The sequence below is a fragment of the Dyadobacter sp. SG02 genome (genome assembly GCF_900109045.1).
Lineage (GTDB): Bacteria > Bacteroidota > Bacteroidia > Cytophagales > Spirosomataceae > Dyadobacter.
The window spans coordinates 628,660-651,133 of sequence record NZ_FNYL01000003.1; the positions used below are offsets into that span (position 1 = coordinate 628,660).

A 22,474-nucleotide genomic window follows, 5' to 3' on the forward strand; every position below is an offset into this window, starting at 1 on the left:
AATTACATTTTACCCTAAATTTATCAAACGGTCTTAGCAATAATTGTAATTTTCCCTGATTACTTGTAGGTTAGGGGCTTTTGAGCCATTACGCACCCCCTATGGTACAGAAAATCCGCCTACTTGTAATGACAGGTATGTTGCTGATGTTGACGGTGTTAGCGCCGCAGCAGGTCTCAGCCCAGGATTTTAGTGAGTGCCAACGAATTGTAAAAGAACTTCTACCTGTTTTCAACAAATCATTCGAGGAAAATAATCCAGCGTTATTGCGTGGCGAGGAATACCAGCGCGGTGTCCGCAGCTTACAAGCCGCCTATTCTCTTTATAACAAACAGGCTTTCCAACCTTCCGATTCCGTACAGCGCATGAACAACGAGGCCGTCATCCTCGCGCTCTCGGGTAATTACCAAAAAGCATTGCACATTATGGAAGCGCTCGACCTCGGTGAGCTCGACCCGCATTTGCATTATAACCGCGGCCTTTTTGCATTGCTATCGGGTAAATTTGATGTCGCACGAAAGGATTTCTTCGACGCTCCCGGCGGTACCGCGGCGACGGTGAATACGTTGGTGGCGCTTGGCAAGCAGAAGCGGTACAACGAAGCGGCAAGGTACGCGACCGATAATTCAGCGAAAAATACGGGCGGCAAATGGAATTTTAACCTCGGCATGGTTCATAAGTATGGTGGCCGGATGGAGGAAGCCGTGGAAGAACTCACCACTGCGATCCGTCAGAAGGATGAAATGGCGTATCGCCTGCAACGGGGCGACATTTTAATGCGCACCGGCAATGAAAAGCGGGCGGTGAAGGATTTCGAGAAAGTTGCGCGCACACACCCGAAAGCTCAGATACGCTACGCGAACGCGCTGCTATCGCTCAATCAGTTCGGGATGGCGAAAGCCGTATTTGAAAAATACCTGGAAAGCGACGACCGTACTTTCCGCGGCGATGCCTACCTCGGGATGGCGCATTCGTGCTACGGCCTGCACCAGACCAGCGAGGCGCAGCGGTATTACAAACTTGCGTCGACTTTGAAGCGCGAAACGCCCGCATTGATGTCGGGAATTGCGAATACCCACCTTACCAAACACGAATACCAGACCGCATTCAACCTTTTTGACAGGGCGATCAAAAAGGATTCAACGTATTTACCCGCCTATCTCGGCCGCGCGGTGGCCTATTATGGTCAAAAGAAATATGACCTGGCGCTGAGAGATTTCAAGAAAGGCGAGAAGGCATTGAATGAGGACAACAAGTTCTTCGCCGACCTTTTCGTAACCAAAGCATTTTCGGAATACTACCTGAAAAAAAGTGCACAAGCCCAGGAAGATTTCCAGAAGGCGATCAAGCTCGACCCGGTTCGCTACGAAGCATTGGCGGGACTGAGCGGCATCATGATCGATCTGAAACGGTACTCCGAGGCGGGGCAATACCTGGCGAAAGCATTGCAATATGAGCAGGGGTACGACCTGATGTGGAGTAACTACGGTAACCTGCTGCTGCATTTCGATATGTACAAAAAGGGCTATCAGGTTTTCAAAAAAGCGGTTTCGTTGAATCCGGCAAATGTCAATGCGCAGAATGGATGGGGGATTGTGCTGCTCGAAAACGATCAGCTCGACAGGTCGATGGCGGTATTCGACAGCCTCGTACGCGAGAAACCGGAGCTGCCTTTCTTGCACAACAACCACGGGATCGTGCAGTCGTACATCGGTAACCGGCATGACCAGAAGCACCAGGTGAACGAAGCCAACGCGCGCTACGACGGGGCATTCGAGGATTTTAAACTCGCTATGGCCGCCGCACCCAGCCGGAAGTTCTATAATGTGAACCAGGGGAATGTGTACCGCTATATGGAACGGTACGACGACGCGAAGCTAAGCTACCAGACCTATCAGGACAAAAGCGCATTGAACAATACGGCGGTGATGTACGCGGGTCAGGAGCGGCTCAAAGATGCGAAATACTACCTCGGCATCGCGATCCAGATCGATTCGTTGCACCGCGTTTTTCAATACAATATGTCGGTGCTCGTGAAGGGTAAGCAGAAGGAAATGATGCGGCTTGTGGCGTCGTCCGACGAAAACAGCCCGTTCTCCGACATAGGCATTAAATACAGTCGCGACGGTTTCGTGACCATTTACCTTTACGACTACGAATACGACGTGCTGACCTTCCCCGGCCGACACTACATGCCACTGCCGGTTGCCGAATACAAGGAAGATTATTTTATCCCTGAATATGACTTCAAGCTCGTTGCCTACGAGAAAAAGAAAGCCGACACGGTCAAGAAAAAACATGGCCGCTACCGCAGCCAGAAAGTAAAGATGCCGGGAGGCAGGGGGCGGTCGGGAACGAAATGCCCGGTGTTATTTTAGGAGTTAACGCCCGTTTAACAGAAGGTAACGGCTGGTTTGAGCAATATTTTCCACGACCAACCGGTGCAAATCCCCAGTTGATGTAAGTATTTCCACGATTTTTTGTGATGTCAGCACTCGTAAGGCTCAGATTTCGTTCGCGGGTTTTGTGAAGATATTCTTGACTTCTACAAAGCTTATGGGTTTATCGAGGAAAAAGTCGGCGCCGTTTCTGAACGCTTCCTCTTTGAGGTTGGTCATGGCGCTCATCATCACCACTTTTGGATGTTTGCCAGGATGCACAGCGCGTATTTGCCGGATCGCCTGCACGCCCTTTCCATCGGGTAAGTTGTTGTCTATGAATATCCAATCAGGACTCATATTGCGGACACAATCAAGGCCTTCCGTTAATGAGGCCACCACCGTGACGTTGCCCTCGGGGTTTTTAATATTCAGTTGCCTTACTAGAAAATTGCGCATCAACACTCCCAAATCTCTTTCATCTTCAATAATAACAATTTTCATAGCGCTGTGTGAGATGTAATAATTTCAGTCATCGGTAGTGGAGGTGTTTGCCGAGGTTATTTGCATAGCCTCCGGGTTACGAACTATCCTTTGCCGTTGCATAAAGCAATAATCCTGCCATTCAGCGGCTGACGGGAGTATTGCCGATTGGTACAGTTTTGGGACGTTTCTAATTGAAATCAAATGATCCACAGTAAACAAGTGTGCTATGTCAACAACGAACAAAATCATTTTAGGGATAGTAAGTGCGGCAGTTGCGGGCGCGGTAATCGGCCTGCTGCTGGCACCGGAGGATAGCAAGAAGACGATCAAAAAGTTGAAAAAGAAAACCAACGACCTGGCGGGTGACCTGATTGCCGCATTGGAAAAAAGCAAGGCAAAGGCGGCCGATGCCGCCACTCAGCTCAAAAAGGAGGGGGAGACGTACGCCGACGAGGCAGCCGGAAAAGCCGGGGAGTACGTTGATGCCGCCCATGAACAGGTAAGAAACCTTTGATAGAAAAAGTTATGGAAGCAACCGGCGATCCGACAAAGTCGCGGAAGATAAAGGAAACCGTCTGCGAGACGGTCGACTACTTTAAAGAACTGATGGCAGCCGGCCCCGAGGGTATTGCGGGGCGCGGCATGGAAATCGGATTGGGCGCCCTGCTGGGAAAAACGGTCCTGAGGCGGCTCCCCGTGCCGTTCAACCTGATCGCGCCGCTGCTGATCGAGAAGGTCATTATGAAGCATGGCGTAGAGGAAGGGCGGGAGTTACTGCTGAAAGGCCTGTACTGGGTCAAGAACGCGACCGACGAAAAGCCTTTACGGCCAGCCTGACCATACCGAAAAATCCAGGTTTGCGAAACCCTCCCTTTCCGGAGGGTTTCGACGTTTATGGGTAGGCAAGGGTTTTGCATCTCGTATAGTACCGTTCCGGAATGTTAAATGGTGCGCCCACAGCATTGCAATACCGGAAAAGCGGAAGCCGTGATCCTTTTGAATATACGATATCTTTTGATTTTCAGTCATATGAGGCAACTTGCGGGTGACGACTGCCGGAAGAAGGCCCGGGTGCCCGACCGGATACTATGGGGCCGAAAGCGACTGTAAAAGCCGATAAACGGAACTTCGGGGGCGTTTTCGAATGGGGAGTAGCTCTACATTCTGAAATATTGTACTCAGTATGTGGAAATAACTACGCAATCTTCGGTAACGCACCTCTCTGTTGAGTCGAGATTAGATAAAGAGTCGTAAATTTAAAGCACCAAGACAATGTAAATTTTACCCTTAGTTGCTATATGCAAAGACAGACGCAGACGCAGAGACAGACATTAAAATACTCTCCCTTGCAAATTCAGATGCTGAATTTACTGCACCTGACTACAATGGAGCTTGAACAAAGGATTAAGGAAGAACTGGAAGAAAACCCTATACTGGAAGAAGGGAAAGAGGAGAGTACGGCGGAAGATGCGCCCGAGGAGTTCGACGATGCAGACAGTTCGTCGGGTGGTGAAGACAATTCCGTACAAGATTATTACGACTGGGATGAGTTCCGGGACGACGATATTCCCGATTACAAAACGTACGCGAACAACCAGTCGGCGGACAATGAATTATATACCCGGCCGATGGTGGAGGCGATCTCTTTCAGGGACGACCTCAAACAGCAGGTACACTTTCTGCAACTGGATGAACGTCAGCAACTGATCGCCGACTTCATCCTCGACTCGCTCGACGAGGACGGATTCCTGAGAAGGGAAAGCGATGTGATTGCGGACGATATTTCATTTGCGAACAGCATGTTTATCGATACCGACGAAGTGAGCACAATGCTGAAAATCATCCAACAGCTTGATCCGCCGGGCATTGCGGCCAGCGATTTGCGGGAGTGCCTGCTCATCCAGCTCAACCGCATGGACAATCAGAACGACACCTGGAAATGGGCGTACAAGATCGTCACCGATGCATTTGATGAGCTCGGCTCGCGCAATTACGACAAGATCATGCGGATCACCGGGCTGGACGAGGAGTCGTTGAAAAAGGCGATTCAGCTAATTACCACGCTGAATCCGAAACCAGCCTCTGGCTTGCGCAACGATTCGATCGTGAACGAAAGCATCAAGCCGGATTTTATGCTCTGGTATACCGAGGACGGGGAGATCGAAGTACAGCTGACCTGGGGAAATAGCCCCGCATTGAAGCTGAATAAGGTTTTTACCCAAATGGCGGAGCAGAAGCAGGACAAAGCCACCAACCAGTTCCTGAAAAACAAGATGAATTCGGCGAAGTGGTTCATCGACGCCATCAAGCAGCGGGAAAACACGATGCTGAATACACTGAAGGCTATCGTAAGGCTGCAATACGATTATTTTCAGACCGGCGATATCAAAAAGCTTCGGCCGATGATCCTGAAAGACGTGGCGGAAATCATCGATATGGATATTTCTACCGTATCTCGAGTGACGACCAACAAATACGTGCAGACGCCCTTCGGGATTGTGCTGCTGAAAGACCTCTTCACGGAAGGCGTAACGAACGAGGACGGTACGGAGGTTTCGAACCGCGAGATCCAGGAGGCGATCCGAGAAATCGTGGTGGATGAGGACAAACGCCACCCCTATAATGACCAACAGATTACAGACATGCTTGCCGAAAAAGGCTACTCCGTCGCCAGAAGGACGGTGGCCAAGTATCGCGAGCAATTGAATATACCTACCGCGAGGTTGAGAGTTACTATTTAAATCAAACCAAGTTAAGCCCTTACACCCGGCATGAAAAAAATAGTTGTTGTTGATGATGAAGCGGATATTTGCTTCTTGTTGAAGCGTTTTTTGTCAAAAAATGATTTTATAGTAGAAACAGCCCAGAATGGCAAAGACGGGCTCGCATTGATCGAATCCATGTCACCGGACCTTGTCATGACCGATTTCAGGCTCGGGGATATTACCGGGACTGAACTGCTTACGACGATCAAATCCAAAAGGCCCAACGTTCCCGTCCTGATCATTACCGGGTATTCGGATATCAAGGTGGCGGTGAATGTGATGAAGCTGGGCGCATATGACTACATTACCAAGCCGCTGTTTCCCGACGAAATCCTGGTTACTGTAAAGAAGGCCATAGCCGACGCCGAGGCATCGGAAAATGACGATCAGCAATATGTTGCCCCGTCATCTTCTGACGGTAGTGCGGAACCGGTGAAGTCGTCACGCAAGAGCAGCTTACGTACCAAAGCAGGCTACGTGATGGGCAGCAGTGAGGTCTCGGACAACTTGTTCCGGCAAGTCGATCTTGTGGCTCCTACCAATTTCAGCGTGATCATTTATGGCGAAAGCGGTTCCGGAAAAGAAGCTATCGCACAGGAAATTCATAATCGGTCGAAGCGCAGGGATATGCCGTTCGTGGCGATGGACTGCGGCGCTATATCAAAGGAACTGGCGGGTAGTGAACTGTTCGGGCATGAAAAAGGCTCTTTTACCGGTGCATTGCAGACCAAAATAGGGCATTTCGAGCTAGCGAACGGCGGTACGCTGTTTCTGGACGAGGTTTCCAACCTTTCCTACGAAATACAGGTTGCGTTGCTGCGCGTCGTGCAGGAGCGCAAGATGCGCCGCATTGGCGGGTCGAAGGAGATTGATCTCGATGTGCGCATTATCGTGGCTAGTAACGAGCGTTTGCTGGATTCGGCGCGTAGCGGCAAATTCCGGGAAGACCTTTATTACCGTTTCAACGAATTTACGATTGAGGTACCCGCATTGCGTAACCGCAGGGACGACCTGATGCTTTTTGCCGGGGCGTTCCTCGAAACGACCAATGTGGAATTGGGCAAGAATGTGAAAGGGTTTTCGGAAGAGGTGAAAAACGATTTCGTCAACTATTCATGGCCCGGTAACCTTCGCGAGCTGAAAAACGTGATCAAGCGTGCGACGCTGCTTTCGGACGGCGAGCTGATCGAGGAAAAGGCATTGCCGTTCGAGATCGTAAATTATAAGCGCCTGAAAGACCTCGACGACGAGCCGGCGCCGACGGCAAGTTCAGCGGGATCGTCGCTGGCGGACAGCGTTGACGGCGAGGAAACCAAGCCGAGCCTGAAAACCGTAGCCAACGAGGCCGAATATGATATGATCATGCAGGTATTGCGGGATGTTAATTTTAACAAGAGTAAAGCCGCGCGGTTACTGAACATTGACCGGAAGACGCTTTATAATAAAATGAAACAATTTGATATCTGACAGCGGAACAGCAAGAGGGAATGAATAGCAAACTGATCAGGGTATTGTTGGTGGATGACGACGAGGATGATTACTTCCTGACGCGTGAATATTTTCAGGATCTGGTCAACTGGAAGTTCGATATTACCTGGTGCGCCACTTTCAGGGAGGCCGAGGCGCAAATCAAGCAAAACAAATTCGACCTATACCTGTTCGATTACCTGCTCGGCGAGAATACGGGCATCGACCTGATCGAGCTGGCCTGCAATTTCGAATGCGAGGAGCCGATTATCCTGCTGACGGGCAAGGGAGATACCAAGATTGCCGTGGAGGCATTGCGCCTCGGAGCGGCCGATTACCTCATCAAAAGCGAACTGGACGCCGAGAAACTGGAACGCAGCATTCGGTATGCATTGGAGCGGACGTCCGTTCTGAAAGCCTTGCGCCACAGCGAGCGTCGCTACCGCCGGATTTTCGAAGAATCGAACGACTTCCTCTTCATCAGCGATCTGGAAGGAAATATTATCGATTTCAATGAGGCGGCCAGCATGCTTACCGGCTATTCTGGTGAGCAGTTGAAGGAAAAGAAAATCACCGAACTCGTAGAAGACCCGCTGTTCGCGACCCGCTGGATGGATATTACCGACCAGCCCATTCACGACCATGAGGTGCGCCTCCTGACCAGGGACGCCGAGAAAAAATACTGTCTTTTTTCAGCCTCCGTGGAGGTAGACGATGATCATCCCTATATCCAGGGCCGTTTGCACGATATGACTGCCCGGAAGCAATCGGAAAAAGAAAGGTTGTTTTCGGAAAAAATGGCGGTGACAGGCCGGCTCGTGCGTATGCTCGCGCACGAGGTGCGTAATCCGCTCACAAATGTGAACCTCTCGGCGGAGCAACTCGAAATGGAGCTGGCCGACGAAGACCACAAGTTCTACACGCAGATTATCAAGCGTAACTGCACGCGTATTAACGACCTTATTACGCAGCTGCTGCAACCGTCGAGTTCAGAGGATATCGAGTTGGTGGAGAGCTCGGTGCATTCGGTGCTGAGCCAGGCGATCAACGCAGCGCTGGACCGGGTGCAGCTCAAAAGGATCCAGATCGTCAACGAATTCGCGGATGAAGAACTGGCATTACCGCTGGACCGGGTTTCGCTGCAAATGGCCTTTCTAAACCTCATTACCAATGCCATCGAAGCGATGGAGGAAGACCGCGGCATACTACGCATCTCAACCAGAACTTACGGCGATCACATTCAAGTTGTATTTGTCGATAATGGCTCGGGCATCAGTGAGGAGCATATGGACAAGATTTTCGAACCCTATTTCACGGGGAAAAACAATGGAATGGGTATCGGCTTGTCGACAACCATGAGTATTATCCATGCGCATCACGGGCGCATCGAGGTGCAGTCGGAGCTGGGCGTGGGGACTACATTCACCATTAGTTTCCAGATTGCCAAATAGTAGCCGACGACGACGTTAGGCGGCTTTTTTCATGCAACGATCGGGCATTGATGTGCGTAAGGGGAGAAAAACCGGCGCACTTCTATGAAACCCATTTTTACATTCCTCTTCGTTGTTGCATTTCTTCAGGTCCGGGCGCAGGACGCGGACTACTACCGGAAAATTTATACCAAACCCATTGGCGCAAAGCCCTACAATACCGAATCGTTACTGAAAAAATTCGGGGATGTGAAAGTCCATGACCGCTGGTATGTGGGCGTGAGCGGCTTTGTGCGGAGCGACAAGAACACGATCGATAACAATTTCGACGAATTGATAGGTACCCAATCTCCCACGGTCTCGGCCTGGGGTGCTACCGCGGGATGGGTTTTCAAAGAACAATGGAATGTGGAGCTGGAATATGACCGTGCCGCCATTCATAATGTGCTGATGATTTACGGAGATAACCCATTGAAATACCAAATGGAAAACGACAAGAACAGCCTGATCCTGCGTGGGAAAATGCGGCTGCTCTGGGGGAAACCTTCGGTCCGCAAGTCGGCATTCTGGATCAGTGCGGGCGCGGGGCTGGTACCTAACTCGGGCAGGTCAAAAGACTATATGGAATTCTCGGGCTATCGGGACAGGGGGCGTCGGCAGGGAGTGGACACGCTGTTCATGTCTAGCGATACACGCATTGCGAAATCCATGACGGGGCTCGTGGAGGCGTCGGCCGAATACGTGATCAAGGTTGCGAAATCGATCGATATGTCTCTTTTTGCCCGGAAACAATGGGGGATGGGCAATTCACTTACAACCGACCTGGTATACAAAGTGAATGGTGTGGAACTGGAACGGGCGAGGATCGAAGGCGATGGCACGGGCTGGAACTTCGGGGTTTCGCTGCGTTATGTATTTCACATCGGCTATGACTTCTCTAATTTGAACCACAATAGCGGAAAAATATAGACGGCATATGATTGAGTTGTCAGCCTGAGCTTATGATTAAGTTGTCAGCCTGAGCGCAGTCGAAGGCCGTCGCCATACCGCAACGGCCTTCGACTACGCTGACAACACACGGTAATTTTGCCCTTTTACCGCAATCTAATGTTTTCAAGCATACTTCGAAACCTTAACCTTCCGGTTGAAGAACCCGTAAATGATCGGGAATATCAACAGCGTGAGCACGGTAGCGGTGATCAATCCACCGATTACTACGATGGCGAGTGGCTTTTGGGTTTCGGAGCCTATTCCTGTTGAAACGGCGGCAGGTAGCAAACCGATGGCAGCCATCAATGCGGTCATGATCACCGGCCTGATACGCGATTTTACCCCTTCCCTGATCGCCTCGTCCAGCGACATTCGCGCAGCCAGGTTTTTGTTGAATACTGAAATCAATATCACTCCATTCTGAACGCAGAGACCAAAAAGGGCTATAAAACCTACCCCTGCGGAAATACCGAAGTTCATATGCGTGACGTGCAGCGCGAGGATACCGCCGATCAATGCGAACGGAACGTTGATCAGGACGAGTCCGGCATCTTTGGCATTGCTGAACATGATGAACAGCAGAATGAATATGCCGACCAAACTGATAGGTACCACCTGGCCCAACCGGGCAGTGGCGCGTACCTGGTTTTCGAACTCGCCCGACCAGCTCACCGAGTAGCCTTTCGGCAATGAAGAGAGCAAAGGCTTCACTTTCGATTGTGCGTCGGCGATGGTACTGCCGAGGTCGCGCTCGCGGACGGAGAATTTGACGCCGATGAAGCGCTTGTTATTGTCGCGGTACACGAATGCGGGGCCGGTAACGGTGCGGATGGTGGAGATTTCTTTCAATGGTATTTTACCGCCGGTAAGTGTAGGCACCATCAATTGCTGGATATCGTCGACCGTGCGGCGGTACTGCTGCTCGTAACGCAAACGGATATCGAATTTCCGTTCCCCTTCGTACAAAATGGACGCCGTTTTACCGCCGATCGCCATTTCGATCACCGCCTGGGCATCGGCAATGCTCACGCCGTATTGCGCCATTTTGTGGTCGTGCAGAATCACGCTGATCTCCGGCTGGCCGATATTCCGCAGGATACCGACGTCTTTAATGCCCGGAACATCCTTGATCGCTTCCAGTACCTGGTTTGCTTTGTTGTTCAGCGTTTCGAGGTCGTCGCCATAGATTTTCACCGCATTACTCGCATTCATCCCTGCCACGGCTTCGGCCACGTTGTCGATAATCGGTTGCGAATAGTTGTAGTTAATGCCCTGGAATTGTTTCAGCTTCGTATCCATTTCCTCGATCAGGTCGTCCTGGCTGATCTTGCGTTTCCATTCATCCTTCGGTTTCAAATTCACCTGCATTTGCACATAATAGAAGCCCGACGGGTCGGTACCGTCATTGGAACGGCCGGTTTGAGATAACACCCCGTTTACTTCCGGGAATTCATTCAGTTTGGCACGAAGCGTAGTCACCATTTTGGTCGTTTCGGCCAGAGAGCTGCTCATAGGCATTTTGGCTTCTACCCATAATGCGCCTTCATTGAGCGTCGGCAGAAACTCGGTACCAAGGAATTTCGAAGAAAAGAGCGTGACGCCCAGGAATGCAAATGCGAAGATTACGCTCAGCTTTTTACGCGCATAGCACCATTCAAAGCCGCGGACGACGGTCTTATCGAAGAAGCGGACGACCGGATTGCTCTTTTCACGCACATTCTTATTGAGCAAAATGGAACATAGCACCGGTACCAGCGTGAGCGTGTAAAGCAATGCCCCGAGTAATGCGAAGCCAAGCGTATAGGCCAGCGGGGTAAACATTTTGCCCTCCACTTTCTGGAAACTGAAAATGGGGATCAATGCGGTGATAATGATGAGTTTGGAGAAGAAAATAGCTTTGCCCAACTCTCCGCCGGTACGTTTGATGAGCCCGAGCTTGGAGAGCTTGTTGAATCTGTCCATCCCGTTCCGGTGCGCCAGATGATCGAGCGCTACAAATATCCCTTCCACCATTACCACAGCGCCGTCGATGATGATCCCGAAGTCGATGGCGCCCATCGAGAGCAGGTTGGCCGACATGCCCTTCAATTTCAGACACATAAATGCGAAGAGCAGCGCCAGCGGAATGATAATGGACACAATGACGGTCGTGCGCCAATCGGCCATGAAGAGGAACACGATCACGGTCACGAGCACAATGCCTTCCACGAGGTTGTGTTTCACGGTATGTGCACAGAACTCGATCAGGTTGTCGCGGTCGTAGAATGTGACCATTTTGACGTCCGGCGGAAGGATTTTGGTATTCAATTCCTCTATCTTGTCCTTCACCCGCGCCAGTACCTCACTCGGGTTTTCGCCTTTGCGTTGAACGACAATTCCTTCCACCACATCATCATTACCGTCGAGCCCCACCTGTCCCACACGCGGCATATCCGATTCTTTCACATCCGCCACATCCTTCACCAGCACCGGGTTATCTTTCACGTACTCGACAATGATGTTCTGAATGTCGGGAATAGAGTTCAGCAAGCCGATCCCGCGTACCACGTAAGCCTGCCCGTTCTTCTCGATCACGTCGCCGCCGACATTGATATTGCTCTTGGTCACAGCCTGGTACACTTCCAGCGGCGTAATGTTGTATTTCACGAGCTTGGTAGGGTTCACCTGTACCTCGTAGATCTTGTCGCGCCCGCCGAATGCGACCACGTCGGCCACGCCCGGCACGCTGCGGAGCTGGCGATCGATCACCCATTTGTGAAGGGTAAGCAGCTCGCGGCTGTCGCGGTCCTTGCTTTGCAATGTAAACCTGAAAATTTCACCGGTAGGGCCGTAAGGCGGCTGCACGTCGGGCTCCACGCCGTCGGGTAGCGAAACAGTGCGCAGCTGGTTGTTGACCTGCTGCCGGGCGAAAAAGTCCTCGACATTATCGTCAAAAATGATTTTGACAATGCTCAAACCGAACATGGTCGTGCTCCGTACATTGGTTTTCTGCTGGACGGAGTTCATGGCAACTTCGATCGGTACCGTTACGAAGCGCTCGATTTCTTCCGCGCTGCGCCCGTTCCATTGCGTTACGATGATGATCTGCGTGTTGGTCACGTCCGGAAACGCTTCCAGCGGTGTGTTCTGGTAGCTGACAATGCCCGAAATGATCAGCAGGCCTGTCATGAAGAATATGAAGAACCGGTTCTTGAGCGAAAAGCCCACGATGCCTCGGATGAATTTGTTCATTGGAATTTAATGATTGAATGACTGAATGATTGAATGACCGAATAATTCCTTGTTGAATGAGCGATTTCGGGAGTGGCTGAATGAGTACTCAGGTGTAAGCAACATTCAGTCATTCAATCATTCGGTCATTCAAAATTGGAATCAGTCATTCAGCGCGTCATAAACCAGCAGTTGATTCTTGGAAATAATCGCCTCGCCGGGTTTCAGGCCTTCGCGTACGTACGTCGTGTTCGCGAGGGATCGGTATACTTCCACTGGGCGCGTTTCGATTTTCGTGCGGCTGTGGTACACCATTACCCAGTTCTTGCTCCGGTCGAAAATGACGGCTTGCGAGGGGATAGCCTGCATTTGTTCGCCTTCTTCAAAATTGAGGGTGACGGTCGCGTGCATTTCGGGTTTGAGTTTGAAACCTACATTCTGTAATTGAATGCGGATTTTCATCGCCTTGGTGTCCGGGTCGAGGACGTTGTATATCTTATCGACTTTCCCTTTGAAAACCTCGTCCGAAAAGCTGATTGTGCGCACTTCCGCGGGCATACCCAGCTTCACGCGCGGGATGTCACTCTCATTCACATTCGCCATTACCCATACATCGGCGATCTGGCCCACAGTGAAGAGGCTTTCCGAGTTATCCGAGCGCAGCTGCATGCCACGGTTCACGTTTTTGTCGATGATGAAGCCGTTAATCGGCGATTTCACGGTGTAATTGGTGGATTTACCTAAACCATAAATGGAGAAGACCTCTTTCACGCGGTTCAGCTCGGCTTGCGCTTTGTCCACGATCTGACGTGCCGAAATCACGTCGCGCTCGGGTACGAGCTTGCTTTCGAAAAGGTCCTCGGTCGACGACAGGTTTTTCTGCGCGATCACCAGTTCGGATTGCGCCTGGATCATCTGGCGCTCGAAATCCGCTACTTCGCCAGATCGGATCGTGGCGAGTCTCTGGCCTTTACGGACATTATCGCCCAGCTCCACATCCACGTCTTCCACATTGCCACCCACCAGCGGGTATACTTTAATCACCTGGTTCTCGTCCGGCACGACCTTACCCACCAGCGTGAGCTCGTTACGGACCGGTTCGGTACGCACCGTATCGATTTTAATGCGGCTCATCATGGTATCCGAAAGCATAAACGCCTTCGATTCGTCGTTTTCTGCCTTCTTTTGTTCGCAGGACGTCAGCCACACGCCAACAGCGGCCAGCACGACAACATACAGTGTATTTTTCATTGGGAAATGCATTAATGGCAATGCCGTGAATAAGTTGTGTTCAGTTTGAATGGTTAGTTGAATAGCTCCTCGCCGACGACGTAATTGAGCTCCTCGTATACCTTGATGCGGTCGGCCTGCAGGCGGTTATATTCCTTGATGCTCTCGTTGTACGTCTCGATGAAGTCGATGAATTCCAGAAGGGTAATGTTCCGTTTCTGGAAATTGTCGTAAATGCCGTTGCTCAGCAGCTGGAACTGGTCGGTGAACTGCCCTTCGACGCTTTGGAATGCTTTATCGGCAATCCCTACCTTTTGTACGGCCGCGTCTACCTCGTTGTTTACGGCATTCTGCTTCGCATTCTCGGCTGTTTTGTAGTAGCTGATATTGCTTTTGGCCGCGCGGATATTACCCTGGTTCCGGTTGAAAAAGGGCAATGCGATCGATGCATTTACACCGAAATAGTTGTTCTGATAGTTGCTGGCCTGGTCGTACACAGCGCCTACCTGCACATCGGGTTTCGCCAATGCTTTTTGTAAGGTGTAATTCAATTCCGCCTGCTTCGTCTCCGATTGCGCCACTTTCAGATCGGCACGGCTTTGCAAAGCCTTCTCTTTCAATGCGGCAATGTTGTAGCGGTCCAGGTGGTAACGCTGGATTTCAGTGCTGTCTACAAGCGATTTAACGGGCCTGTCGGTGCTGAGCAGTGTGCGGAGGTCGCGCTGGTTTTCCTGTAATTCAAAAAGGATATTGGCCCGTTCGTTGGTCAGCTCGAAGAGGAGCGCTTTGAGGCGTACGACCTCTTTGAGCGAGATATTTTTGCGGTTATACTCTCTATCGAATGCGTTGACGGTCGTCCTGAGCGTCCCGATCTGGTTGTCGTAGAGCGAAATGGTTTGTTCCAGATAATACGATTCGAAGAAGATCTGCCGCAGCTCGAATTTTAATGTGCGGATAAGGTCGTAGAACTGGAATTCAGTCTTACGCGTCGATTCGACGTCCAATGCGACTTGCTTGTTGCGCTTACCGGCGCGGGTAATGAGTTGCTGGATCGTAAATGCTTTCTGGCCGTTCCTGCCCACATCCAGCGCGCCGCGCGAAGGGTTATAGGCACTGATTTCGACGCCGAAGGTCGGGTTGTTCCAGAGTTTGTCCTGGATTTCAACCGATTTGGCAATGTCGATCTGATACTTTTCGGCCAGGATTTCAAGGTTGTTTTGCAAGAACAGGCTGTCGGCCTGGCGGATCGAGAGCCGCAGCGTGTCTTGTGCGTGTAAGGCGGTCGTCAGGAGTAGTAAAAGCCCGGTGAAGTAGGTTCGCATAATTTCCGTGTTAGAATGTGCGATATTCCGACACCGGTATTACACCAGCCTTAAAATAACCTTAGAAAAAAATTAGAATGCCCGGCGACCGTGCCCGGGCCGGGTTCGCAGGCATCAAATGTGGTGCAGCTGAACCTGAAATTCGCTGCCTTTGCCGATCTCGCTGGTAACGGAAATGGTGCCATGGTGCAGCTCCACGATCCGCTGGCAAATGGAAAGTCCAATACCAAATCCCGGCAGTTCGGTCGCATTGGAAGATCTGAAAAACGGGTTGAAAATATGAGGGAGATCGTCCTCGCTGATCCCTATGCCCCGGTCGCGGACCTTTACGGTGCAGGATTTGTCGTCGGACGAGATCAGTATCTGTGCGCTGTGATCGGACGAATATTTGCAGGCATTATCGAGCAAATTGGTGAATACCCTTTTCAGCAATTCCTCATTACCCTCGATCACCGTCTCAGTCTCGTTCTCCGGAATGGTTTCGTAGTCGATCACCACATTGTAATCGGGATGGGAGGATAGCAGTTCTTCTTTGGCTACAAACGCGAGGTCCTCGATGTGGACGTGCGCCATTTTCATATTGCCCATATTCTCGTAGGAGCGGGCGAGGAAAAGCAGGTTGTTGGTAATGCTGATGAGCCGTTCGGTATCCGAAAACAGGTTCGCAAAAACCTCTTCAATTTCGGGATTATCCTTGTTGAAACGCTGGCCGAGCTGGATCTCGGATTTCAAAGCCGCTAATGGCGTCCGGAGCTCGTGCGAGGCGTGCGATACGAAGCTTTTTTGTTGTTCAAATGCCTTGTTCAACCGGTAAAGTACTGTATTAAAATTGATGGCCAGCTGGGCGATCTCGTCCTTCCGGTTGCCTTCGTCGAGTTTTTGGGACAGATTCTGCGCGGTAATGAGCGATACCTGCGCATTAATGCGGCTGATGGGTTTCAAGGCATTGCCCGCGAAATAAATGCCCAGCCCGACAGTCAGCGCGATTCCCGCCACCAATCCCCAACCGAGCGTACTTCTCAGATTTTGCAACTTGCTATGCCCGAAAGTGTCGTAGGCCGAGGCCAGCACCACCAGCGGATCGTCGCCTTCCTGGTACAGCAGTCCTATCACCTCGTTTTCGCCCTGGTGAAACTCCATATATTCCTTTTCACGAACCTCATTGAGCAGCGAAGTGTGGTAGGTGAGCAGCTTGTCGTCGACCGAGGAGTAGATCAGCTCGTTCTTCGGATCGAAAATCAGCACCTTTTCATCGAGCATTTCCGAGAGTGTGTTCTGGTCGATGGCTTTGAGCAAATCTTTATCGATTCCCTTCACTTTCACGAGCAGCCGGCAGGTCGTACGCGCACGGCCGCGCAGGCGATCGTAGAATTCCTCCTGGCGGTAATGCTCTGAAACGCTGTAAATGGCAATGGAAAACACCAGCAGCACCCCCGCCACGAGGAGCGTGAATTGAAGGGCGATACGGTCTTTGATCTTCATAGGAGGCTATTCTTCTTTCATAATGTACCCCATGCCCGGCCGGGTGTGGATGAGCTTGGTAGGGAAGTCCTTATCGACTTTTTTGCGTAAGTAATTGATATACACCTCCACTACATTGGTGCCGGGGTCGAAATTGAGGTGCCAGACGTGCTCGGCGAGGTCCATTTTGGAAACCACACGCCCGCGATGCAGCAGGAAATATTCCAGCAATGCAAATTCCTTGGCCGTGAGGTCGATAATGTTGCCGGCGCGCTTCACTTGCTTGGTGCCGAGGTTCATTTCGAGGTCGGCGATGCGCAGGATTTTGTCGGAATTTTCGGGATTCAAAAGATCGGAGACACGCAATGCGGCATTTACCCGGGCCAGCAGCTCCCTGAAATCGAACGGCTTCACAATGTAATCGTCCGCGCCGCTGTTCAGCCCCTCCACCTTATCCTCGATTTCCCCGAATGCGGTAAGCATGATAATAGGCAGCGAAGGCTTGTAAATCCTGATTTGCTGGCACACATCGTATCCCTTCATGCCCGGCAGGTTCACATCGAGCAACACCAGGTCGAACTTCTTTTCCAGGGCCATTTGCTTGCCCGTAATGCCGTCATAGGCGATCTCCGCTTCGAAATTTTCGGCGGCCAGACCGCGGAAAATGTTCTGCGCGATCCTGCGGTCATCCTCAACGATCAGGATTTTTTTCATGGTTATTCCAAAAATGGGAGAGGTCAAGTTACGAAAGTGCTTAACAATGCCAAAACCGCCGGTAGATAATCCGTTTCAGGCAAAATAACTCACGAAACCGCTTTGGATACAATCTCCTTCACTTCCGGCTCGGCGGGCGTCTGGAAAACGAGGCCATGATCGAGCGAATGGATGATCGCTTTGTTGCTGTGCGCGAAGTAGCATGTATCGATACCGAGGTCCTGGATGTTTTTAAGCAATACCGTAGTGTGGGGCTTCGTCCGCCTGCGCGTCTGCCGCATGTACACCGCACGAATCCGCTCCGGGAACGTCCGGCAAATCTCTTCGTAAATTTCCGGGTCTTTCTGGGAATCGTCGCCGAGTAATATAAACTGCAATTCGGGATAGAAATGGATGATATTGTGGATTTTTCGCAACTTGTGCTCGTGCGAACCACTGCCCGTCATCACAAAATCGTCCAGCCCCGATTTGATTTTTTTGAGTTTTAAAACGGCTTTCGGCAGCCCGTTCAACTCGGCAAACCGCACGATCATGTCATACAGATTCCACTCGCTGCTCGACACATAGAAGAAGATGTTACTGTCCTTGTGCGGGTGCGTGCGGCTCGCGAACGAAAGCAGCTGGTAATGCTTCACCACGTCGTCGAAAGGTTTCCGCGCCTGCACGTTTTTGGATAATAAAACAAATAACTTCCTGAACGAACGGCGACTATGGGAAATCAGGAATGTATCGTCGATGTCGGAAATAATGCCGTAGGAGCTTTTGTAGGGCACGAAAAATTCCTCCGAACTCTCGGCGTGGTATTTCTTCCCATGGATCTCGTCGTCTAATGTCACACGGTAGGTATGCCAGCCGCCCGGAATTTCGGCATCCAGTGGCACCTGAAAGCGGAAATAACCATCGGACTCGGCCGTCGTTTCGAATGTCTTTTCGCCTACATGAAGCGTGAGCTTTAAGAAGGGAATGGTTTTAATGGAAAAGAGCTCGATGATGGTCTTCGCATAGCGAAAGCCCCGTCGGGTATACTTCCGGTCGCCGGAAGGGTATTTTTTCACCACATGGCCAAACACGACGAGTTCCTTTTTGTTGGCGTAGCCACGGTATAGTTTTAAGTCACAACGTTTCATAACTATCTTTATCCTCTACGACATCAGGTCCCTAATTTATCGAATATGTCTTCACAACCGAAAGTTTTGCTGGTAGTAAATCCCATTTCCGGGGACGTGAACAAGGATATAATTTTTGAAAGGGTTATTGAAAAATCCGAAGCCGAGGGCTGCGATCTGCGCATTTACTCCACCACCGGCGACGACGATCAGCAGACTATCAGGGAAATGGTTGAAAATATCAGGCCGGAGCGCGTGCTGGTGGCCGGTGGGGATGGTACTATTTCGATGGTGGCGCAGGCATTGCACGGCACCGAGGCTATTCTTTGCATTATCCCCGCAGGCTCGGCCAATGGCCTTTCCGTCGATTTCGGCCTCTCCGGCTCCATTGATCAGGCATTGGAAGTGGCTTTTGAAGGCGAGGTTTCTGCCATCGACGCCGTTTCTATTAATGGGGAAATTAGTCTGCATTTGGCCGATATCGGGTTAAATGCATTGCTTGTTAAAAACTATGAAGACAGCGACACCCGCGGAAAACTCGGCTACGCCCGCGAAATGCTGCGGACGCTCAGCGAGCACGAAAACTTTGATGTACGAATCACGACCGGCGACGAAGTAGTCGAAACAGAGGCATTGATTGTGATCATTGCCAATGCTAAGAAATACGGCACGGGTGTGAGTATCAATCCGATAGGCGATATGTGCGATGGTTTTTTCGAACTGGTCATTGCCAAAAAGCTGGATTTCATCGAAACGGCTAAGATCCTTGCGGGGAGTACCGATTTTAACCCGGAGATTATGAAAGTGATTTCGGTTGAAAAGGCGAAGATTGAATGCGTGCAGAAAGCGGCGCATTTCCAGATCGACGGGGAATACAAAGGGCTTGTGGAGGAATTGGAAGCGGTCATTTTGAAAGGGTACGTTCGCGTTGCTATTCCAGTAGGGTTGCGGGACGAAGAGTGACGGCCAATGGGTGAGCATGGAGCATCGATCACCAAAAACTCCCCCGCCAAACAGTATCCTGTTATGAAACGCCGCTTTTCTGACCAAACCGGCATTCCTTATGAAAATCGCATATACTATCCTTCTCGGCACGCTAGGCCTCGCGTCCGCCTCCTTCGCCCAGCAAACCGAACTCTGCCAGGGCGCTTACTTTACCGAAGAACAAGGCAAGGCATTCCTCGACAAACACGTCCCGACCTCCAAAGTAGAATGGGAAGCCCGCGCCGCGCAAATCCGGCAGCAGATCCGCGACGGGATGGACCTGCAAACGTTGCCCGAAAAGCCAGCTTCGAAACCGATTATTCATTCCAAAAGGGAAATGGATGGCTATACCATCGAAAATGTGGCATTCGAAAGCATGCCGGGCATTTACGTGACGGGTAATCTGTACCGGCCATTGAAACAACAGAAATCCTATGCCGCCATTCTCGCGCCGCACGGGCATGGCGAGAACCCGCACGGGCGCTTCCGCGAGCAGACGCAGAAGCGCTGCGCGACGCTCGCACGTATGGGCGCGATCGTGTTCGTGTGGGACATGGTAGGGCAGGGCGATGCCAAACAATGTGAGCATAAAATGGCCAAAGCATTGAAACTGCAAACAATCAATGCCATCCGCTCGCTCGATTTCCTGCTATCCATCCCCGGTGTAGACCCGAACCGTGTGGCCTGCACAGGCGAATCGGGTGGGGGAACGCAGACATTCCTGCTCGCCGCATTGGACAACCGCGTAAAGGTGTCGGTGCCGGTGGTGATGGTTTCGGCCTATTTCTTTGGCGGCTGCGTATGTGAAAGCGGCCTGCCTATCCACAAAAAAGGCGAATACCAGACCAACAATGTGGAAATAGCTGCATTGACTGCCCCACGCCCGATGATCATGATTTCCGACGGCGGCGACTGGACGAAAAACACGCCGGAAGTGGAATACCCGTTCATGCAGAAGATTTATTCGCTTTATAACAAAAAGGACAACCTCGAAGCAGTGCATTTGGCCAACGAAAAGCATGATTACGGCCCGTCAAAGCGGAAAGCGATGTACGCATTCATGGCTAAACATCTTAAACTCGATCTGAAAGCAGTGACTTCTAAGGATGGCCAAATCGACGAGGAGCCTGCCAAAGTACTTGAACAAAAGGATTTGGCTGTTTTCGATGCCGTCCATCCGCGCCCGGCCAATGCGGCAATGGGTGATGAAGCCGTGCTTAAACTTCTGTAAGCATGATCTTTGTCATCGTTCTCGCTGCTATCGCGTTTATAGTACTCAGTTCCACAGTTTTGAAGATGCACCCGCTCGTCGGGTTGCTGCTGGCGGCGCTTGGCGTGGGCGTTTTCGCCGGGCTGCCGATTGATAAACTCGCCGAGACTATTGGAAAAGGTTTTGGTGAATTAATGTCCAAAATAGGGCTGATGGTGATTCTCGGCTGTGTGATAGGCGCCATTCTGGACAAATCCGGTGCAGCGATCAAGGTGGCGGATGTGATATTAAAGCTGTTCGGCGAAAAGCGACCTGCATTTGCGATGTCGGTCATCGGCGGCATTGTCGGCATTCCCGTATTCTGCGATTCGGGATTCATTATTTTGCATAAACTGAACCAGATCGTCGCAAAGCGAACGGGTAAGCCACTCGCTACCATTGCATTGTCTTTATCCGGCGGTTTATTTGCCACCCATACGCTCGTGCCGCCCACGCCCGGGCCATTATCCGCGGCCGGTAACCTGGGCATTCCGGATTCAATCGGGTTGGTCATTCTGATAGGGCTCATCGTTTCCATTCCGAGCCTTTTCTTGTCTACCTGGTTTGCCGGGAAATATGCGAAGAATGTAAAACTGGTAGAGGATGCGGCAGTGGAAGAGCCGAAAATGATCGAGGAGCAGTTGCTACCACCTGCGTGGAAGGCATTCATGCCCATCGTTCTTCCTATTTTACTCATTACCCTAGCCTCTTTTGCCAAAATCCTGCATTTCCCGGAAGAACTGACGCGCTGGCTGAACTTTCTCGGTAGTCCGCTGGTATCGTTCCTTCTGGCGATATTTTTCAGCTACTCCCTTTTTCCTGAAAATGCTGCACAACGCATGATGGCCTGCTTCAAGAGCGGTATCGAGCATTGTGGCACCACGCTCGTACTCGTAGGCGCAGGAGGGGCTTTCGGGGCTATTTTGAAGGAAACTTCCTTGAAAGATATGGTGAGCGAATGGTTGCTACACAATGAAATGTCGGGTGGCTACTTGCTGGTGATCGCTTTTCTGATTGCAGTTTTTTTCAAGACCGCACAAGGCTCGACAACTTCCGCGATGGTACTTACCACGAGCATCCTGGCGCCACTATTGGCGTCCCTCGGTTTTGTAACGCCCGTTCAAATAACATTGGTGGTCATGGCAGTAGGCAGCGGCGCAATGATCGTATCGCATACAAACGACGCGTGGTTCTGGGTGGTGTCGCAATTCACAGGTATTTCAGCGAAGGACACCTACCGCACACATACCATACTCACCGGCTTGCAGGGTGTCGCGAGCTTTTTGACGACGATGATATTGTATTTGATTCTAGGCTGATTGGCGTCAGGTGAGGTCAGGGGTTGTTTTCTTACGGTGCGCTGCACCTTGAATTTTCAGGAATTATTAACGATTGTTTCTACAATTCTTATGGTGCTCTGCACCTTTACATTTTGCCGCGATTATGTCAAGGTGCATCGCACCGCAAGAATTGTAGAATTGAATATGGCGCATTAAATCCGTCAAGGTGCATCGCACCGCAAGAATTGTAGAATTGAATATGGCGCATTAAATCCGTCAAGGTGCAGCGCACCGCAAGAATTGTAGATGCATCGCACCGCAAGAATTGTAGAATTGAATATGGCGTATTAAATCCGTCAAGGTGCAGCGCACCGCGAGAATTGTAGGTGCATCGCACCGCAA

Annotated in this window: 17 protein-coding genes; 10 read left to right on the forward strand and 7 right to left on the reverse strand. The window is 51.0% G+C overall.

The genetic code is table 11. The features are described 5' to 3' along the window. Window positions 1-266: 266 nt before the first annotated feature. Entirely contained in the window at window positions 267-2,378 is a 2,112-nt protein-coding gene (locus BMW93_RS09815; protein WP_229240309.1) for a tetratricopeptide repeat protein, read from the forward strand. Between the two features lie 126 nt (window positions 2,379-2,504). On the opposite strand, the gene BMW93_RS09820 is transcribed toward BMW93_RS09815, so the two are convergent. Next, window positions 2,505-2,882 carry a response regulator gene (locus BMW93_RS09820; RefSeq protein WP_090375019.1) on the reverse strand — a complete coding sequence of 126 codons (378 nt, stop codon included), beginning with the start codon at window positions 2,880-2,882 and terminating at the stop codon, window positions 2,505-2,507. 208 nt (window positions 2,883-3,090) lie between these two features. On the opposite strand from BMW93_RS09820, the gene BMW93_RS09825 reads away from it, so the two are divergent. The 6 genes from BMW93_RS09825 to BMW93_RS09850 all read left to right on the forward strand — a co-directional run bounded on the left by BMW93_RS09825 (window position 3,091) and on the right by BMW93_RS09850 (window position 9,495). Further along, on the forward strand, window positions 3,091-3,378 hold the full coding sequence (locus BMW93_RS09825) for a YtxH domain-containing protein (RefSeq protein ID WP_090375020.1): 288 nt from the start codon (window positions 3,091-3,093) through the stop codon (window positions 3,376-3,378). Between the two features lie 11 nt (window positions 3,379-3,389). Continuing rightward, window positions 3,390-3,701, forward strand: coding sequence for a hypothetical protein (locus BMW93_RS09830; protein ID WP_090375021.1), 312 nt, complete (start codon window positions 3,390-3,392; stop codon window positions 3,699-3,701). Between the two features lie 461 nt (window positions 3,702-4,162). Continuing rightward, window positions 4,163-5,605, forward strand: a complete 1,443-nt coding sequence (rpoN, locus tag BMW93_RS09835; protein ID WP_090375022.1) for an RNA polymerase factor sigma-54 — start codon at window positions 4,163-4,165, stop codon at window positions 5,603-5,605. A 30-nt stretch (window positions 5,606-5,635) separates the two neighbouring features. After that, window positions 5,636-7,096 (forward strand): sigma-54 dependent transcriptional regulator, encoded by a 1,461-nt coding sequence (locus tag BMW93_RS09840; protein ID WP_090375023.1) that lies wholly within the window; start codon window positions 5,636-5,638, stop codon window positions 7,094-7,096. 20 nt (window positions 7,097-7,116) lie between these two features. Then, window positions 7,117-8,547, forward strand: coding sequence for an ATP-binding protein (locus tag BMW93_RS09845; RefSeq protein ID WP_090375024.1), 1,431 nt, complete (start codon window positions 7,117-7,119; stop codon window positions 8,545-8,547). 84 nt (window positions 8,548-8,631) lie between these two features. Beyond that, entirely contained in the window at window positions 8,632-9,495 is an 864-nt protein-coding gene (locus BMW93_RS09850) for a hypothetical protein (protein ID WP_090375025.1), read from the forward strand. A 144-nt stretch (window positions 9,496-9,639) separates the two neighbouring features. Here the strand turns inward: BMW93_RS09850 and BMW93_RS09855 are convergent, their stop codons facing one another. From BMW93_RS09855 to BMW93_RS09880, 6 genes are all read right to left on the reverse strand, one after another. Beyond that, window positions 9,640-12,747 carry an efflux RND transporter permease subunit gene (locus BMW93_RS09855; RefSeq protein WP_090375026.1) on the reverse strand — a complete coding sequence of 1,036 codons (3,108 nt, stop codon included), beginning with the start codon at window positions 12,745-12,747 and terminating at the stop codon, window positions 9,640-9,642. Window positions 12,748-12,888: 141 nt separating this feature from the next. Next, a complete protein-coding gene (locus tag BMW93_RS09860) occupies window positions 12,889-13,977 on the reverse strand; it encodes an efflux RND transporter periplasmic adaptor subunit (protein ID WP_090375106.1) in 1,089 nt (362 codons plus the stop codon). A gap of 53 nt (window positions 13,978-14,030) precedes the next feature. Next, entirely contained in the window at window positions 14,031-15,278 is a 1,248-nt protein-coding gene (locus tag BMW93_RS09865) for a TolC family protein (protein ID WP_090375027.1), read from the reverse strand. A gap of 114 nt (window positions 15,279-15,392) precedes the next feature. Next, window positions 15,393-16,760 (reverse strand): ATP-binding protein, encoded by a 1,368-nt coding sequence (locus BMW93_RS09870; protein ID WP_090375028.1) that lies wholly within the window; start codon window positions 16,758-16,760, stop codon window positions 15,393-15,395. A gap of 6 nt (window positions 16,761-16,766) precedes the next feature. Continuing rightward, window positions 16,767-17,453 carry a response regulator transcription factor gene (locus BMW93_RS09875; protein WP_090375029.1) on the reverse strand — a complete coding sequence of 229 codons (687 nt, stop codon included), beginning with the start codon at window positions 17,451-17,453 and terminating at the stop codon, window positions 16,767-16,769. Between the two features lie 89 nt (window positions 17,454-17,542). After that, window positions 17,543-18,580 (reverse strand): App1 family protein, encoded by a 1,038-nt coding sequence (locus BMW93_RS09880; RefSeq protein WP_090375030.1) that lies wholly within the window; start codon window positions 18,578-18,580, stop codon window positions 17,543-17,545. A gap of 45 nt (window positions 18,581-18,625) precedes the next feature. On the opposite strand from BMW93_RS09880, the gene BMW93_RS09885 reads away from it, so the two are divergent. From BMW93_RS09885 to BMW93_RS09895, 3 genes are all read left to right on the forward strand, one after another. Beyond that, window positions 18,626-19,522: a diacylglycerol kinase family protein gene (locus BMW93_RS09885; protein WP_090375031.1), complete on the forward strand. Its 897-nt coding sequence runs from the start codon at window positions 18,626-18,628 to the stop codon at window positions 19,520-19,522. A gap of 100 nt (window positions 19,523-19,622) precedes the next feature. Further along, the gene (locus tag BMW93_RS09890; RefSeq protein ID WP_090375032.1) at window positions 19,623-20,774 is read left to right on the forward strand and encodes a S9 family peptidase; all 1,152 of its coding nucleotides are present in this window, start codon (window positions 19,623-19,625) and stop codon (window positions 20,772-20,774) included. 2 nt (window positions 20,775-20,776) lie between these two features. Then, window positions 20,777-22,111: a GntP family permease gene (locus BMW93_RS09895; RefSeq protein WP_090375033.1), complete on the forward strand. Its 1,335-nt coding sequence runs from the start codon at window positions 20,777-20,779 to the stop codon at window positions 22,109-22,111. The last annotated feature ends 363 nt before the right edge of the window (window positions 22,112-22,474 follow it).

Bases quoted from the DNA above. Each gene is read 5' to 3' on its own strand.
- BMW93_RS09820 (WP_090375019.1), bottom strand. From the start codon at position 2,882: ATGAAAATTGTTATTATTGAAGATGAAAGAGATTTGGGAGTGTTGATG.
- BMW93_RS09825 (WP_090375020.1), top strand. From the start codon at position 3,091: ATGTCAACAACGAACAAAATCATTTTAGGGATAGTAAGTGCGGCAGTT.
- BMW93_RS09830 (WP_090375021.1), top strand. From the start codon at position 3,390: ATGGAAGCAACCGGCGATCCGACAAAGTCGCGGAAGATAAAGGAAACC.
- rpoN (WP_090375022.1), top strand. From the start codon at position 4,163: ATGCAAAGACAGACGCAGACGCAGAGACAGACATTAAAATACTCTCCC.
- BMW93_RS09840 (WP_090375023.1), top strand. From the start codon at position 5,636: ATGAAAAAAATAGTTGTTGTTGATGATGAAGCGGATATTTGCTTCTTG.
- BMW93_RS09845 (WP_090375024.1), top strand. From the start codon at position 7,117: ATGAATAGCAAACTGATCAGGGTATTGTTGGTGGATGACGACGAGGAT.
- BMW93_RS09850 (WP_090375025.1), top strand. From the start codon at position 8,632: ATGAAACCCATTTTTACATTCCTCTTCGTTGTTGCATTTCTTCAGGTC.
- BMW93_RS09855 (WP_090375026.1), bottom strand. From the start codon at position 12,747: ATGAACAAATTCATCCGAGGCATCGTGGGCTTTTCGCTCAAGAACCGG.
- BMW93_RS09860 (WP_090375106.1), bottom strand. From the start codon at position 13,977: ATGAAAAATACACTGTATGTTGTCGTGCTGGCCGCTGTTGGCGTGTGG.
- BMW93_RS09865 (WP_090375027.1), bottom strand. From the start codon at position 15,278: ATGCGAACCTACTTCACCGGGCTTTTACTACTCCTGACGACCGCCTTA.
- BMW93_RS09870 (WP_090375028.1), bottom strand. From the start codon at position 16,760: ATGAAGATCAAAGACCGTATCGCCCTTCAATTCACGCTCCTCGTGGCG.
- BMW93_RS09875 (WP_090375029.1), bottom strand. From the start codon at position 17,453: ATGAAAAAAATCCTGATCGTTGAGGATGACCGCAGGATCGCGCAGAAC.
- BMW93_RS09880 (WP_090375030.1), bottom strand. From the start codon at position 18,580: ATGAAACGTTGTGACTTAAAACTATACCGTGGCTACGCCAACAAAAAG.
- BMW93_RS09885 (WP_090375031.1), top strand. From the start codon at position 18,626: ATGTCTTCACAACCGAAAGTTTTGCTGGTAGTAAATCCCATTTCCGGG.
- BMW93_RS09890 (WP_090375032.1), top strand. From the start codon at position 19,623: ATGAAAATCGCATATACTATCCTTCTCGGCACGCTAGGCCTCGCGTCC.
- BMW93_RS09895 (WP_090375033.1), top strand. From the start codon at position 20,777: ATGATCTTTGTCATCGTTCTCGCTGCTATCGCGTTTATAGTACTCAGT.